Source organism: Paenibacillus mellifer, assembly GCF_023195895.1.
GTDB lineage: Bacteria > Bacillota > Bacilli > Paenibacillales > Paenibacillaceae > Fontibacillus > Fontibacillus mellifer.
The window spans coordinates 13,444-29,969 of sequence record NZ_JALPRK010000034.1 but is presented as its reverse complement, the minus strand read 5'-3'; the positions used below and the strand labels follow the sequence as shown (position 1 = coordinate 29,969).

Genomic DNA, 16,526 nt, shown 5'->3' with positions numbered 1-16,526 from the left:
TCGTCTTATCGGCGACAACTTTTATAGTATATCACCCTGAGTGAAATATTGCAAGACTTTTTATTCAACCAATGAATTCCAGTTCATAACTCATCGTCTTACAAATCTCAGCGGGTAACTAATAATATACCCCGAACTCCCCCTAAAAATCAACCCTAGGAAAGAACTTCCTCAATATGCAGCTGTCGCTCCACGACCAAATTGACGATTTGGCCTTGGACTGATACCATCGGGCGCGTAGGATGATTTCGATCGGAGAATACAATCTCCCCTTCGCTCCCGTTGTTTAAGCGCACCCGCGTCCCGTGGAAAAACTGGGTAACCTTATCAACGAAGGTTTGGACAACACCCGGGTCAAGTTTACCGAAAGCCTCAGACCGAATTTCCTCCAGTACCAAATATGGCGATTTCGCTCTACGATATCGACGGTTCAACGTCATGGCATGGAAGATATCCGCAACGCTTACGATTTTCGCATAGATATGAATTTTATCGCTGGTCAAGTGGAACGGATAACCGGTGCCGTCCATCTTCTCGTGATGCTGCAATGCAGTCAGCCGGACGCCCTCATTAATCGCCGCCGTTTTGCGTAGCTGCTGATAGCCGTAAGTCGTGTGCATCCGCATTTCCTCGGCTTCGTCCGCAGACAGTTGGGTTGGCTTATAGAGGATCGCCGGATCGATTTTCGTATTCCCGATGTCGTGAAGTAGGCCCGCAAAAGCCACCTGCATCCAATCCTTCTGAGGCAATCCATGCCACTGCGCCAGCAGATAAGAAGTCAAAGAGGTAAGAATGGCGTTATGGTACAAATAATCGTATTCGTTCATATTGCGCGGAATAAACGTCAGCGCATGATAATGCTTCAACTGACGCACAAGCGCCTCCAATTGGTGACGAAGCTCGTAGATCGGCAGCTCCGAGGCCAGTACGGATTGGAATGCACTTTTCGTGAGATGCAGCATCCGATCATATTCGCGGTACAGCGAGGCTAATGTGCTGATCGCCTCTTGCTTGGCGCTTTCCGCAACCACTGCGCCAGCCATAGCCGTCTTTGGCGATTCCGTGGCCTCTACAGCTCCTCTTCGCTCGGGAACCGCAAAGTCTTCTACTTCAACCTGCTGAACCATAAAGGCGCGTAAGATATCCAAATCTCTCGGAAGCAAAACCTTGCCCTTTTGCAGCAAAAGACCACCTAATGGACTATGCACATGACTCAACAACTTGACTCCCGGTTTGACATCCACGATTGAGATACTAACCATCCTTTATTCTCTCCTTAGGGTAAGACTAGGGTTCCGAGTCTCTTCAATTTTACATATTCTAGGAACAAAGAACTAGAGACCGCTATTCCCATTATAGTACGTGGGTAAAATGGCTAGCAATCTTTCTTTTTTGGAGGAGAAAAGAAAGCAAAAAAAGGACCCCCGAAACGGAATTTCAGGGGTCCTTATCGTTGTTATAGGTTATTCTTCGGCGCCATCCTGTCCGGATTCTGCTCCACTGCCCTCAACCGCTTGGTCTTGGCCCTCCGGGAGTTCGGTATCTCCGTCTTGGTCCTCGTCTTCGCTCTTGTCCGAGCGGCAGACGGTCGCCACAGAATCATCCTCACGGATGTTAATCAGCTTCACGCCTTGTGTATTCCGGCCCATCGTGGAGATTCCCTCCATGCTCGTCCGGATCAACGTACCGCTCGCGGTAATGATCATCAGGTCCTCTTCATCCTTCACGACTTTGAGTCCGACAACCGTCCCGTTCTTGTCCGTCACATTGATCGTTTTGATCCCTTTACCGCCCCGGCTTTGCGTGCGATATTCCGAAACCGGAGTCCGCTTGCCGTAACCCTTGGCAGTAACGATCAGCACGTCTTGGCCAGGAATAACCACATCCATGCCGATGACGGCATCGTCATCATCCAACGTGATGCCTTTGACCCCGGTTGCCGCCCGGCCCATGGAACGTACATCGCTTTCCGGGAACCGGATCGACATCCCTTGCGCGGTGCCCATGATGACTTCCTCATTGCCATCAGTCAGCTTCACGTCGATCAACGCATCGTCCTCACGCAGGTTAACGGCAATCAAACCGCCTCTGCGGATATTGATATAATCTTCGATCGGCGTCTTCTTCACGATGCCATTCTTCGTAGCGAAGAACAAGTACTTATCGTCGTCAAAGCGCTCGACCTCGATTACTGCGTTAACCGTCTCCCCCTGCTCGATCTGGATCAGGTTGATGATAGGCGTCCCCCGCGCGGTACGGCCCAGCTCCGGAATTTCGTAGGCCTTCAACCGGTAAGCCTTGCCGCGATCGGTAAAGAACATCAGATAATGGTGGGAGTTCGTCACGAACAGATGCTCCACGAAGTCATTATCCTTGGTGTCCATCCCGACAACCCCGCGTCCGCCCCGTTTCTGACTACGGTACGTCGTTACCGGCAGCCGTTTGATGTAGCCGGTATGCGTGATCGTAATGACCACTTCCTCTTGCGGAATCAAATCCTCGTCGAGGATGCTCTCTTCGCCGATCGTAATTTCCGAACGACGTTCATCAGCGAATCTCTCCCGGATTTCCTGTAGCTCTTCACCGATAATCTTGAGCACAAGATGTTCATTGGCCAAGATTTCGCGATACTCGGCGATCTTCTTCAGCAATTCGTTATATTCGTCCTCAATCTTTTCGCGTTCCAAACCGGTCAACCGGCGGAGTCTCATATCGAGAATCGCTTGTGCCTGTTCGAAGCTGAGTCCGAAACGAGTCATCAAGCCTTCGCGAGCCTCTTCATCCGATTTGGATCCCCGAATCAAGGCGATGACCTCATCGATATGATCCAAGGCAATCCGTAAGCCTTCCAGGATATGCGCCCGGGCTTCAGCTTTTTTCAAATCGAATTCCGTACGCCGGCGAACAACTTCCACCTGGTGTTTCAGATAATGACTTAGAACGTCCTTCAGCGTCAGAATCTTCGGTTCATTGTTGACGATCGCCAGCATATTAATGCCAAACGAGCTTTGCAGCGCCGTATGCTTATATAAATTGTTCAACACGACATTGGGATTAACATCCCGGCGAAGCTCGATGACGACGCGCATCCCTGTACGGTCAGACTCATCACGCAAGTCGGTGATTCCGTCGATCTTCTTCTCGCGGACCAACTCGGCGATTTTCTCAACCAAACGGGCCTTATTGACTTGGTAAGGAAGCTCCTCTACCACGATACGCGCTTTGTTGTTGTGTTCCTCAATGGTGGTCTTCGCCCGCATTGTAATCGAGCCGCGGCCTGTCGTATACGCCTGACGGATCCCCGAGCGGCCCAGGATGTAACCCGCCGTCGGAAAATCCGGACCTTTGATATAATCCATCAATTCCAGCGAACTGATCTCCGGATTCTCAATCAACGCATGAACCCCGTCGATGACTTCTCCTAAATTGTGTGGCGGAATATTTGTCGCCATCCCGACCGCAATCCCCGACACCCCGTTAACCAACAGGTTTGGAAAGCGGGAAGGAAGGACGACCGGTTCGTGCTCCTCGCCATCGTAGTTCGGCATGAAATCGATCGTTTCTTTGTTGATGTCACGCAGCATTTCCATTGCGATTTTGGATAACCGTGCTTCGGTATACCGCATCGCTGCAGCCATATCGCCGTCGACCGAACCAAAGTTGCCATGGCCTTCGACGAGCATATATCTCATCGAGAAATCCTGTGCCATACGCACCATGGTCTCGTAAACGGCGGAATCCCCGTGGGGGTGATATTTACCGATAACTTCACCGACGATTCTCGCCGACTTCTTAAACGGTTTGTCCGGATGCATCCCCAAATCGGACATCGCATAGAGAATGCGTCGATGCACCGGCTTCAGACCATCCCGCACATCCGGCAACGCACGGCTGACAATAATGCTCATGGCATAATCCATAAAGGACTCGCGCATTTCCACATTAATGTCCCGATCTATGATTTGAGAGAATTTTTCTTCCGCCATGCTGGACCTCCTTCATAATCTATCCACGTGCCTTCGTATGGGAAAAAGCCCGAAAAACCGCCACTTTCATTATATTACTTTCACAATTCAAGCTCAATTAAACGTGACCGGTCTTAAGTACACGATCCATATAGACAGCAAAAAAATAGGGATGTGTCCACTCCCATCGAATCGTACGTTCATACACTACGGATATAGGCATTTTCTTGGAATCGCTGAAAAGCTTATAAAATCCCCATATCTTATAATTATACCATTGTTTTTCTCTTCTGTCCTATGTTTTTCGTACAGATGAGGATGGACCACACGGCCCGAAAGAAAGGAAGGTTAAACGATTTGACGATCCAACGTATCGCAAGCAAGTGGGAGAAAACGAAAGTGATCCGCCAGAAGGAATCCCTTCGTCCATACATTCCGGATACGCGAAAATACTCCTTTGAGCATCTCCGGGATATGCTGGTGGCGTACGGTTATGTCTTCGTCAAACCGGATCACGGCACCTATGGCATCGGCGTCATGAGTATCGAGCTTTGGACCGACGATCTGAACCCAGACAGCCCGCTCCAATATAAGCTCCGGCACGGGATTGAATATGAGCTATACCCGACGGTGGAGGAGCTGCATGCCGCGCTAATCGCGAAGATCGGGCCAAAGCCATACCTGATCCAAAAAGGCATCCATTTGCTCACTTACCGGCGCCGCAGGTTTGATATCCGCGCCCTCGTGCAGCTGACTCCGCGGAAGACCTGGGAAACCACCGGGTTTATTGGACGGATTGCCGCTCAGCAGAAGGTCATCACAAACTATCATGGGGGCGGCAGCGTCATGTTGATCGAAGATTTGCTAAGTTCCTATTTGACACCCAAAGAATTTACGGAGAAATACAAGGAAATGAAATCGGTTGGCGTACAGGCAGCGGTCCAACTATCCCGTAAATTCCCCAAACTGAAGGAAATCGGCTTGGACATCGCCATCGATGAGCAACATCAAATCTGGATTCTCGAAGTCAATACAAAGCCGGCGTTATTTCCCTTCAAATTGCTGCATCCGAAAGAGGTTTACCAGAAAATACGGCGTTATGCCGTCGCTTACGGCCGATTGAAGGATAAATCCGCTAAAGCGAAATAGGAAAAAAGGCTGTTCCAACTTTGCCAGGGAGACCCTGGCCAGGTAGAACAGCCTTTTCTATATGGCGTCTATTAAACGCTTAGATATCGAGATTCTTCACGTATTTCGCATGCTCGTGGATGAAATCCCGCCGCGGCTCTACATTATCGCCCATCAGCGTATCGAAAATGGCATCCGCCTGGATCGCGTCGGAAATCGATACCTGCTGCATCGTGCGACTCTCCGGATCCATCGTTGTTTCCCAAAGCTGTTCGGCGTTCATCTCGCCTAGACCTTTGTAACGCTGTACGTTGACTTTGACGCCTTCGCCAAATTCAGCGATGATTTCATCGCGTTCTTTCTCCGAACCGGCGTAACGAACCACTTTGTTTCGCTCGATTTTGAACAACGGCGGCTGTGCGATGTAAACATAACCGGCCTCGATGATTTTCCGCATGTAGCGGAAGAAGAAGGTCAACAGCAGCGTACGAATATGCGCACCGTCGACGTCGGCATCGGTCATGATGATGATCTTGTGGTACCGTGCCTTGCCGATATCAAACTCCTCGCCGATCCCGGTGCCAAGCGCCGTGATGATCGCCCGGATCTCGGCATTGCCAAGAATCCGGTCCAGCCGTGCTTTCTCGACGTTCAGAATCTTCCCGCGCAGCGGCAAAATCGCCTGGAAGTGGCGATCCCGCCCTTGCTTCGCCGATCCGCCCGCCGAGTCCCCTTCGACGATGTACAGTTCGCTGATCGAAGCGTCCTTGGAGGAGCAATCCGCCAGTTTCCCCGGCAGGGCGCTAACTTCGAGCGCGCTCTTACGACGCGTTAGCTCACGCGCTTTCCGAGCAGCTTCTCGCGCCCGCGAAGCTTGCAGCGACTTCTCGAGAATCCGCCGGGACACGGAAGGGTTCTCATCCATGAACTCCTGCAGTTTCTCGGCGAACAGCGACTCCACAATGCCACGTACCTCGCTGTTGCCCAGCTTGGTTTTCGTTTGTCCTTCGAACTGCGGTTCCGGAATTTTGACGGAAATAATGGCCGTCAGACCTTCACGCACGTCATCCCCGGTCAAGTTCGAATCATTATCCTTGATCATACCGGTTTTGCGGGCGTAATCATTAATGATCCGAGTCAAAGCACTCTTGAAGCCGGACTCATGTGTCCCGCCCTCATGCGTATGAATGTTGTTTGCGAAAGAATAAATATTTTCCGTATAGCTGTCGTTATACTGCAGCGAGACCTCAACCTGGATCATGTCCCGCTGCCCTTCAACGTAAATCGGATCCTCATGAAGGACTTCGCGATTGTTATTCAGGAAACGGACGTATTCCATGATCCCGCCTTCGTAGTGGAAGGAATCACTGTGGTCGGTACGTTCATCGGCAATGGTGATATTAATGCCTTTATTCAGGAAGGCCAATTCCCGAACCCGCGACAACAGCGTATTGTAATCAAAGACGGTCGTCTCTGTGAAAATTTCCGGATCCGGATAAAATCTCGTCTTCGTTCCCGTTTCCGTTGTATCCCCAATCACCCGTACATCGTATTGGGGTGCACCGCGATGGTACTCCTGCTGATACACATGACCATCCCGTTTAACTTCAACAATGACCTTAGTGGACAGAGCATTCACGACGGAAACACCAACCCCGTGCAAACCCCCGGATACCTTGTATCCGCCGCCGCCGAATTTCCCGCCCGCATGGAGTACGGTCATAACGACTTCTAGCGTCGACTTCTGCAGCTTCTCATTCAAACCAACCGGGATCCCCCGACCGTTATCTATAACCGTTACGCTGTTATCGGGATGAACGATGACGTCGATTTTGTTCGCATAGCCGGCAAGCGCTTCGTCGATACTATTGTCTACGACTTCCCATACCAGGTGATGCAGGCCCCGGGCGCTGGTCGAACCGATGTACATCCCCGGCCGTTTGCGCACCGCTTCCAAGCCTTCAAGCACCTGAATATTACTCTCGTCATACGTTTGTTCGTTCATTGACAATGCCTTCACCTACTTCTCTAGAATCAAACTCAAGGCTAAACCGCCAAAATCACGTTCGCTTTCTTCTTCAGCGTTGCGGAGGATATCGGCGAGTAATAGATCTCCTTCTGGGTCACAACGATCGACTTCGCTTCTTCTTCGCCGATGCGCACCACGTTCTTTACCTCAAGCGCATGGCTGAGGAATTGCTTGGATATTTTTGAAGATTTCTCGATTGTGATATCGAAAATGGCGATCAGCTCGGAAGAGAGAATCACCTTTTCTCCGCCCAAATGAATATACATCCGTTTACCTCCGTCCTTAGCCTTGGACTTGTCCTTCCTGAACATGAAAAATGCTGGCGTCCTGTAACCGGCTCGCATTGATGCTTTCGATCCCTGTAGCCGTAATGAACGTCTGCACTTTGCTCTGAAACGTCTCAATCAATTGGGTTTGGCGGTAAGGATCTAATTCCGATAAAACGTCATCCAAAAGAAGGATCGGGTACTCCCCGATTTCCTCGTGAATGAGCTCAATTTCCGCCAGTTTCAAGGATAATGCCGTCGTCCGCTGCTGGCCCTGCGAGCCGTAGACCTGCGCCTCATTGCCGTTGATAATAAACGACAGATCATCGCGGTGCGGTCCGCAAAGTGTCATGCCGCGGCGAATTTCCTGATCTTTCATTTGTGATAACTTTATCATAAATTGCCGCAATAGGACAGCTTCATCTTCTTCTTCGGCTTCGCCAAACGAGGGAAGATAAGCCAATTTCAAGGTTTCACCGCCTCCGGTGATCCCCTCGTGAATCTGCTCCGCCCACTTTTGCAGTTTACTTATAAATTGTTTCCTCTTTTTGATAATTTTAACACCATGTTCGACTAACTGTTCGTTCCAAATGTCCAGCATCGTCATCATTTCCGGGCCCGCGCCCCAAGCTTGCTTCAGCAAATTATTGCGCTGGATCAGCACTTTCTGATACTGCTGGAGATGATAGAGATAACTTGGCTGAACCTGACCGATCTCCATGTCAAGGAACCGGCGCCGTACCCCGGGAGTTCCTTTGACGATTTCTAAGTCCTCTGGAGCAAACATGACGACATTCATGGCCCCAATAAAATTGCTCAGCTTCCGCTGCTCTAAGCCGTTCAACTTGGCCTTCTTGCCTTGCGGCGTCAATCGAAGCTCCAGCTGTACCGCGCCGTACTTCTTCTCCACTTCCGCCGACACCACCGCATGGTCGCTGCCGAATGAAATCAGCTCCTTGTCTTTGCCGGTCCGATGCGATTTCGTTAACGCGAGTACAAACAACGCCTCGAGAAGGTTCGTTTTCCCTTGGGCATTCCGCCCAATGATGAGATTAACCGCGCCAAAGGAGTCCATTGTAAGGGTGACGTAATTCCGGTAGTTTTGCAGTGATAGACGATTTACAAACACGTTCTAAGCCCCCTTATCTTCCGTCGGTCATCGACGGTTCGGCCCCGGGCAGAGCGATTCAGGGTGCTTGTTCTCCCGCCACCTGAAAAGAACCGCATCCTTCCACCTCAACGATATCCCCTGGATAGAGCTTCCGACCGCGGCGCTCCTCTGGTTCACGATTGACCTTGACCGCACCCTCCTGCAGGATCGCCTTCGCCATCCCTCCGGTGGATACACAATCCGCCAGCTTCAGAAAAGAATCTAGTTTAATATATTCGCTCGAGATGGAAATTATTTTCATTGGCGTTTGCTCCTTTTTTCTTTAAAACGACTAGTTCGTAGTCCGGTATGGCAGGATCAGATAAAGGCTCTGACTGTCGTCCACCGGCTTGATAATGATCGGGCTCATGGCACCCGTAAATCCGATATGCAGCTGTTCGCTTTCCACGACCTTGAGTACATCCAGCATGTATTTCGAGTTAAAAGAAATACGCAGCGGCTCGCCAGTGAACTGAGCCACATCCAATTGCTCGGTTACCTTACCGAGTTCAGAAGAGCTGGAGGAGATTTCGATTGTCCCGTCTTCCATTGTTTGCAAGCGAACGATGTTCGTCTTCTCTTCGCGAGACAGCAAATAAGCACGGTCGATCGAATCGCTTAGCTTCTTGGTATCCAGGACGAGTTCTGTTTTATAAGTGGTCGGAATAATCTTGGAGGTATCCGGATAAGTTCCGTCGAGAATGCGAGTATAGAACAATACGCGATCGATTTTGAACAAGACTTGATTGTCGGCGACGACGATCTCGACGCGCGTATTTTGATCAGGAATGATCTTGCTGAGCTCATTCAAGGTTTTACCGGCAATAACGATATTGCTGAAACGTACGCCATCCGCGTCATCTAGTCCGGCGATTCGACTGGCTAAACGGTGACGGTCTGTTGCAACGAATTTGAACTGATTATCCGTCAGGTTCCACAATACCCCCGTCAGGATCGGCGAGGTTTCGTTGGTGGAGATGGAGAAACCGGTTTGCCGAATCATATTCTTCAACAAATCACCGGGAATCGAAATGACTTGATTCTCTTCGATGCTAGGCAGTACCGGGAATTCCTCTGGATCCAACCCTACCATCTGGATATCCGTCGATCCGGAACGGATGAAGGTTTGGAATCCATCCTGTACTTCCATTTCGATCTCGGAGGAAGGCAGTTTCTTAATAATTTCTACGAAGAACTTCGCCGGCAGTACAACGCTGCCTGGACGCTCCACCTGAACGATTTGCTTCTCTTGATCCTCAGCGGGAATAAAGGCTTGAATGGAAATGTCCGTATCGCTGGCGGTCAAGGTCATGCCTTGAAAGTTCACATCCAGCTTGATCCCGGTCAAAATCGGAATCGTTGTCCGGCTCGAAATGGCTTTGGACACGTGTTGGATCGATTCATTAAGATCATGTTTCAAAATACGGATTTTCATAAATTCAACTCCTAACAGTTTTATAAAGCATAGGATTCTATGTTTAGCAGCATAGTTAAACTCACTTCATCACTACGGAAGCAACTTGACGTCATATTCTTTGCCTCCGAAGCATAACCTAAAGGTATGTAAGGTTGAGGCGCTCCTAATTGATCTTCCTCTTCTGTTTGGACAAGGCGGCTTTGAGGGAGTTCCCGAGTCGTTGGCTTGTCCGCGATTTATGAAGATGTATATATCTTTAATAGATTAGAAGAAGTAGTAGGGGCACTGAATATGTGGATAACAACCAAATTAATATGAAATGAAGCCTATCCACATGTGAATATCATGTGCATAGGCTTATCCCTTATTCAGGTAGCACTTTTTATTTTTTCGGTAATGTTGTTCACAATTTTGAATAGCTCTTGGTCGGCTTTCAGTTGCTGGGTGATTTTCTCATGTGCGTGGATGACCGTTGTATGGTCACGCCCGCCAAACGCATCGCCGATCTTCGGCAGCGAGAAATCCGTTAACTCTCGGGCCAAATACATGGCGATTTGCCGTGGAAATGCGATCGCCTTGGTTCGTTTGCGCGCCTTGAAGTCGTCCAGCTTCAAATTGTAGTAATCGCCGACCTTCTGCTGAATATCCTGGATTGTGATCATCTTCGGACGGCTGGAAGGAATGATATCCTTCAGTGCCTCAGCGGCCAAATGGGTTGTGATGTCTTGATTGATCAAGGAAGAGTAAGCGACAACGCGGATGAGTGCGCCTTCCAGCTCACGGATGTTCGTATCGATCTGATTGGCGATGTACATCATCGCTTCATTCGGAATATCGAGGTTCTCCGCTTTGGCTTTCTTGCGCAAAATCGCAATCCGTGTCTCGAGATCCGGCGGTTGGATGTCGGTGATCAGTCCCCATTCGAACCGGGAACGGAGCCGCTCCTCGAGCGTTGGAATCTCCTTCGGCGGTCGGTCGCTGGAAATAATGATTTGCTTGCGCTCCTCATGCAGCGCGTTAAATGTATGGAAGAACTCCTCCTGGGTCGATTCCTTGCCGGCGAGAAATTGAATGTCGTCGATCAGCAAAATATCGATGTTGCGGTATTTGTTGCGGAAGCTTTCCGCGCGGTTGTCCCGAATGGAGTTGATGAATTCGTTCGTAAATTTCTCGGAGGAAATGTATACGACCTTACTGCTAGGGCTATGTTCCAAAATATAATGGCCGATTGCATGCATCAAATGCGTCTTGCCCAGTCCTACGCCACCATAGAGGAACAGTGGATTGTACGCCCTGGCCGGCGCTTCGGCAACCGCCAGGGAGGCGGCGTGAGCAAACCGGTTACCGGAGCCGATGACGAAGGTGTCGAACGTATACTTCGGATTAAGCATATGGGAAACGCTTTCCTCGCTTGAGACGGGAGCGGGGGGTTCCTTGTAAACCTGAGCTTGCTCGGGCGGGGCCGACTCCTCGATCACGAAAGAGACGTCGACTTGCTTGCCGATCACCTCAAGAACGGTCGTTGCCACCAGTTTGGTGTAGCGGCTCTCCAGCCATTCCACCGCGAACGTGGTCGGAGCGGAGATCACGATCGTTTGATCGGATAAGGAGACCACCTTGGTCGCTTTGAACCAGGTGTCAAAGCTCGGTTTGCTCAGTTTCGTATTAATAATCGATAAAATATGTTGCCATATTTCCGAAGTATGGCTGTCCACAGACTGTCACTCCTTTTAAATCTTCCAATTGTGGCTTAAGCCATGCAGAAAGAGGTCGAAAAACATAAATAAAGGGGAATTTTATCCCCAGTGTTAAGTAAAGTATAATCATTATAAAACGATAAAATTTCGAATTGTTCACAATGTTATCCACAGCCTGTTAATAAATTAGCGGATAAACTTAGATATTCACAACGAAAACAATATAATCATAGCAAAAGAAGGCCTGTTTTTCAATGAGCTGTCTGCTTTTATCCACAAATTCAATAACTTGTGCATAATTATCATTCACACCACTACATATTGTTTATAATTTGTTTAAAATTCGACAGAGAGTCCCAAAATCTAAAAAAAAATATTCACAGGTTATTACAAGAAAGCTCGAACTTCCGAATTGGATGGTGCATAAATTAACCGGCTGGGATAGACAGTGAGCTCCGTTCTTATCGGCAAAAACAAAAATCCGACCGCCCCAAAGGGCTGGTCGGATTTATTTATCTAGCGTCGATGTATTATTGTTCGGATTGTTGCTGCTGGAACTTGGCGATTGCCTCGTAATCTTCCTCCAGCTTACGTGAAATGCGGATATAAATCGGCAACAATTGTTTATAAATCGCCGCATGCTCTGGAATTGGCGTATGCTGATGGGTGCCGCCAACCATTTCCTTGACGACTTCGAAGGAGTCGATTTCGCCTAAAGCATACAAACCAAGCACCACTGCGCCCAGGCAGGAGCTCTCATAGCTCTCTGGGATCACGACTTGTTGGTCGAAAATATCAGCCATCATTTGGCGCCACAACGGGGAGCGGGCAAAGCCGCCTGTGGCCTGGATTTTCTGCGGCCGTCCAATTTGTTCCTCCATCGCCAGTAGTACCGTATACAGGTTGTAAATCACGCCTTCCAGCACGGCCCGGATCATATGCTCCTTCTGATGGTGCAGCGTCAGCCCAAAGAAGGAGCCGCGTGCATGTGGATTCCACAGCGGCGCCCGCTCGCCGGCCAGATAGGGGTGGAAGAGCAGGCCGTCCGCGCCTGGACGGACGCGCTCGCCGATCTTGGTCAGCACGTCGTACGGGCTGATCCCCAGCCGTTTCGCCGTCTCTACCTCGGAAGCGGCGAACTCATCCCGCACCCAGCGGAAAATCACCCCACCATTGTTGACCGGCCCCCCGATCACCCAGTGCTTATCCGTCAGCGCGTAGCAGAAGATCCGGCCTTTGGGATCGGTTCTGGGGCGATCGACGACGGTGCGGATCGCACCGCTGGTGCCGATCGTGACGGCGACGACGCCAGGGTCGATGGCATCGACCCCGAGATTGGACAGAACGCCGTCGCTGGCACCAATGACGAAGCGGGTGGAGGGGGCGAGTCCCATAGCGCTGGCATAGCTTGGCGCCAGGCCTTGCATCACGTGCGTCGTGGGCACGAGCCTCGACAGCTGCTCCGGCGTGATGCCGGCCAACTGCAGCGCTTCTTCGTCCCAATCCAGGCGCTCCAGATTCAGGAGGCCGGTCGCTGAGGCTATCGAATAGTCGACGACATACTCTCCGAACAGCTTCAGGAAGATATATTCCTTAATGGAGACGAACTTGCGGGCTTGTGCGAAAAGTTCCGCCCGTTCATGACGCAGCCATAGCAGCTTGGTCAGCGGAGACATCGGGTGAATGGGCGTGCCGGTGCGCAAATAAATTTCGTGACCGCCCAGCTCGTTCTTCAACTTCTCCGACCAGTCCGCACTGCGATTGTCCGCCCAGGTGAGACAACGCATCAGCGGTTTGCTATCGCCATCCAGCGGGATCACGCTGTGCATCGCCGAACTGAAGGAGACGAAGCCGATCTGATCTGGAGCGATCCCGCTGGCAATCATGACTTGACTTACCACCGCGATCACCGCGGCAAAAATCTCCTCAGGATCCTGCTCCGCCACCGCAGCGGACGGCGTGTATAGCGGATATTCTTCGTTGGCTGTGGCGATCACCTGACCGCTGCGTTCATATAAGACGGCTTTCGTGCTGGTCGTGCCGATATCCAGGCCGATCATATGCGTCAAAGAACCCATATTCTACCTTCTTTCTACATCAATTCGTCAATTCGTATACTTGTCGACAACAATAACCGGCCTAAGGGCCCGGTGTACCGCCCCTGAACTTCTTATTGAGGGATGCTCGTATGAAGCGTGCGGTGGGAGTCAGCGAAATACTCCTCAACGTTACGGCCGATGACCTCAGCGTCACGGGACTCTAATCCACGCAACAGCTTGCGATGCTTACTGATCACATAGTCGATTTTGTCCTCTCCTTGCGACAAAACCTCCCGCGTCGTAATCAACATGACCGTCATCACGATTTGGCGGATGCTGGTCCATAAATGCAAGATGCGGGTATGCTTTGCTCCGGCGATAATCGTATCGTGAAAACAGAGATCCTGATAGGCGAATTCCTCGACGTCCCGGTGTTTGCCGGCTAAGACCATTTTGTCGATGATCTGCGATAGCGGAGCGATCAGCGCCTCAGGGTCTTCCGCCATCCGCTGGGAGGCGAAGCTTTCAATTAAATAACGGACATCGTACAGTTCATCCACGTCCTGCAGACTGAGGCCATTGACGACAGCCCCCATGCGTTGGAGGCGGATCAGCCCTTCGCCGGAGAGCGTTTTCAGCGCTTCGCGGACCGGAGAACGACTCGTGCCGAAATCTGCAGCGATGCGATTCTCCGACAGGACCACGCCCGGCTTGATCGTGCCCGCAATAATTTGCAGTCGCAGCTCTGCGGCGATCGATTCGCCAAGCGAACTACCTTTTAACCAGGAAGAAGGGTATTGCATGCGATATTTCTCCTATTCCAAGGGATATGATCCCGCTTAATGATCGATGAAACCTAAATACTTCGATCATAGCATGATTTTTGTCGGATGGGGAATCTCGCTATAGGTTTTATAGGATTTATCACAGATTAATTCGCCGATTCTACCGCGTGTCCGCCAAATTCGTTGCGCAGCGCCGCGACCACTTTGCCGTGGAATGTGTCCTCCTGGAGCGAACGATAACGCATGAAAAGGGACATCGCGATTACCGGTGCGTTCGCTTGCAGATCCAGCGCCGTCTCCACCGTCCATTTGCCTTCACCGGAGGAGTGCATGACCCCGTGAATCCCTTCCAGCTTCGGATCTTTGGCAAATGCGTTTTGCGTCAACTCCATTAACCAGCTGCGAATAACTGAACCATTCGACCATACCCGGGCGACCTGCTCAAAATCGTAATCGTATGGACTTTTGTCAAGCAACTCAAAGCCTTCGGCGATGGCCTGCATCATGCCATATTCAATTCCATTATGGACCATTTTGAGAAAATGGCCGCTGCCGGACGGACCGGCATACAGATAACCGTCGCTAACAGCGATATCGCGGAAGATTGGCTCCATCAGCCGGAAAGCCTCTTCCTCGCCGCCGATCATAAAGCAGCCGCCTTGCTCCGCGCCTTCGACACCTCCGGAAGTGCCGACATCAAGGAAGCGGATGCCCTGCGCCGCCAGTTGCTCCGATAACTCCAGCGAGTTTTTGTAATGCGAATTTCCGCCGTCAATGACGATATCGCCTGGTTCCAGCAAGGGGGGCAGCTGATCGACAACCGAGCGCAGCGGAGCCCCGGCCGGGACCATGACCCAAATGAATCGAGGCGTTTCTAGAGCAGCAACGAGTTCTTCCAGGCTGGCGGCGGGAATCGCGCCTTTCTCGGCCGCTCCTGCTACCGACCGCGGATTCATGTCGTGAGCCACAACCTCGTGTCCGTGCTCCAGCAGATTCAGGACGAGATGAAAGCCCATTTTTCCTAGCCCAATCATGCCTAATTTCATCGAAAAAAGCACCTCTTTTCACCTAATGTATACTTGTATACAACTTATAATTTGAATATACTCCGATTCGAATGGGCTGTAAACCATCTAGGTGAAGGCACTTCATAACGGGTATTTCCGGTTGAAAATACTTTTCCACATGTGTATAACTTCTATGCGGAGAGTATCGCGGTAAAGCTGTGGAAAACTGGGGCGTGAAATTTTTGTTACGACGGCTGTGGATTGTGCATAATGGATAGCGAGAACCGGGGGAGAGCGGCGAGAAGCTCGGTTGACTTTTCCTAGGCGGTGTGGTTAAATGTATAAAGGCATTTTCTGTGGATTTGAAAATGGTAAACATACAGATAATGATAATCCTGTAAGGGGGTGCGATAAATGAAACCAACTTTCAAACCGAATGTGAGCAAACGTAAAAAGGTTCACGGTTTCCGCAAAAGAATGAGCACGAAAAACGGCCGCAAGGTTCTCGCTGCTCGTCGTCTCAAAGGCAGAAAAGTACTGAGTGCGTAAAGCGTGCGTAAAGACCACCGCGGTGGTCTTTTTTTTATACTTGTGCCTTGCGCTAATAGCTACGGCGACGATGGGTCTATACTATATCGAAGTTCAAACAACTTCTATAGAAGTCGAATCAAGGAGATAGCTCGTGCATAAACAACTTCGTTTGAGAAACCGCGCCGATTTTAACCGCATCTATCGGTTTGGCAAGTCCTTTGCGAATCGCCAGCTGGTGGTGTACTGGTCCAATAAACCGGATATTGAACGTTTCCGCCTGGGGGTATCGGCCAGTAAGAAAATCGGTAATGCCGTCGTCCGTAACCGGATGCGACGGATGTTAAAGGAGATCGTCCGGCTGCATGAAGCGGAAATTCGTGACCATGTCGACTTGATCCTAATCGTGCGTAATGGGGCCGTTGGAATGGAGTATAAGGACCTCGAAAAAAGCGTGCTTCACGTGCTTCGAAAAGCTTCGCTGCTGCGGGCTCCCGGGCGTTAAGGAGGCTTGT

At 50.6% G+C, this 16,526-nt stretch carries 14 protein-coding genes; 3 read left to right on the top strand and 11 right to left on the bottom strand.

Annotated elements, in window-relative coordinates; all coding sequences use genetic code 11:
- Nucleotides 1–155: 155 nt before the first annotated feature.
- On the bottom strand, nt 156–1,262 hold the full coding sequence (locus M0651_RS22810; RefSeq protein ID WP_248553978.1) for an HD-GYP domain-containing protein: 1,107 nt from the start codon (nt 1,260–1,262) through the stop codon (nt 156–158).
- A gap of 201 nt (nt 1,263–1,463) precedes the next feature.
- The gene (gyrA, locus tag M0651_RS22805; RefSeq protein ID WP_248553977.1) at nt 1,464–3,986 is read right to left on the bottom strand and encodes a DNA gyrase subunit A; all 2,523 of its coding nucleotides are present in this window, start codon (nt 3,984–3,986) and stop codon (nt 1,464–1,466) included.
- Nucleotides 3,987–4,322: 336 nt separating this feature from the next.
- Between gyrA and M0651_RS22800 the strand changes: the two genes are divergently transcribed.
- Nucleotides 4,323–5,114, top strand: a complete 792-nt coding sequence (locus tag M0651_RS22800) for a YheC/YheD family protein (protein WP_248553976.1) — start codon at nt 4,323–4,325, stop codon at nt 5,112–5,114.
- A 79-nt stretch (nt 5,115–5,193) separates the two neighbouring features.
- Here M0651_RS22800 and gyrB read toward each other — a convergent pair whose 3' ends face one another.
- From gyrB to gnd, 9 genes are all read right to left on the bottom strand, one after another.
- Nucleotides 5,194–7,098 (bottom strand): DNA topoisomerase (ATP-hydrolyzing) subunit B, encoded by a 1,905-nt coding sequence (gene gyrB, locus M0651_RS22795; protein WP_248553975.1) that lies wholly within the window; start codon nt 7,096–7,098, stop codon nt 5,194–5,196.
- Between the two features lie 41 nt (nt 7,099–7,139).
- Complete coding sequence (gene remB, locus M0651_RS22790; RefSeq protein WP_248553974.1) at nt 7,140–7,388, bottom strand: extracellular matrix regulator RemB; 249 nt, start codon at nt 7,386–7,388, stop codon at nt 7,140–7,142.
- Between the two features lie 16 nt (nt 7,389–7,404).
- Nucleotides 7,405–8,517, bottom strand: coding sequence for a DNA replication/repair protein RecF (gene recF, locus M0651_RS22785; protein ID WP_248553973.1), 1,113 nt, complete (start codon nt 8,515–8,517; stop codon nt 7,405–7,407).
- A gap of 58 nt (nt 8,518–8,575) precedes the next feature.
- A complete protein-coding gene (yaaA, locus tag M0651_RS22780) occupies nt 8,576–8,800 on the bottom strand; it encodes a S4 domain-containing protein YaaA (RefSeq protein WP_248553972.1) in 225 nt (74 codons plus the stop codon).
- A 30-nt stretch (nt 8,801–8,830) separates the two neighbouring features.
- Nucleotides 8,831–9,973 carry a DNA polymerase III subunit beta gene (gene dnaN / locus M0651_RS22775; RefSeq protein WP_248553971.1) on the bottom strand — a complete coding sequence of 381 codons (1,143 nt, stop codon included), beginning with the start codon at nt 9,971–9,973 and terminating at the stop codon, nt 8,831–8,833.
- Between the two features lie 350 nt (nt 9,974–10,323).
- Nucleotides 10,324–11,670 carry a chromosomal replication initiator protein DnaA gene (gene dnaA / locus M0651_RS22770; RefSeq protein ID WP_248553970.1) on the bottom strand — a complete coding sequence of 449 codons (1,347 nt, stop codon included), beginning with the start codon at nt 11,668–11,670 and terminating at the stop codon, nt 10,324–10,326.
- Between the two features lie 512 nt (nt 11,671–12,182).
- Entirely contained in the window at nt 12,183–13,730 is a 1,548-nt protein-coding gene (gntK, locus tag M0651_RS22765; protein ID WP_248553969.1) for a gluconokinase, read from the bottom strand.
- Between the two features lie 92 nt (nt 13,731–13,822).
- The gene (locus M0651_RS22760) at nt 13,823–14,494 is read right to left on the bottom strand and encodes a GntR family transcriptional regulator (RefSeq protein WP_248553968.1); all 672 of its coding nucleotides are present in this window, start codon (nt 14,492–14,494) and stop codon (nt 13,823–13,825) included.
- 128 nt (nt 14,495–14,622) lie between these two features.
- Nucleotides 14,623–15,522, bottom strand: coding sequence for a phosphogluconate dehydrogenase (NAD(+)-dependent, decarboxylating) (gene gnd / locus M0651_RS22755; RefSeq protein ID WP_248553967.1), 900 nt, complete (start codon nt 15,520–15,522; stop codon nt 14,623–14,625).
- A gap of 375 nt (nt 15,523–15,897) precedes the next feature.
- Here gnd and rpmH point away from each other — a divergent pair, with 375 nt between their 5' ends.
- Nucleotides 15,898–16,032, top strand: coding sequence for a 50S ribosomal protein L34 (gene rpmH, locus M0651_RS22750; protein ID WP_009223341.1), 135 nt, complete (start codon nt 15,898–15,900; stop codon nt 16,030–16,032).
- 133 nt (nt 16,033–16,165) lie between these two features.
- The gene (rnpA, locus tag M0651_RS22745) at nt 16,166–16,516 is read left to right on the top strand and encodes a ribonuclease P protein component (RefSeq protein WP_240270099.1); all 351 of its coding nucleotides are present in this window, start codon (nt 16,166–16,168) and stop codon (nt 16,514–16,516) included.
- Nucleotides 16,517–16,526: the final 10 nt, after the last annotated feature.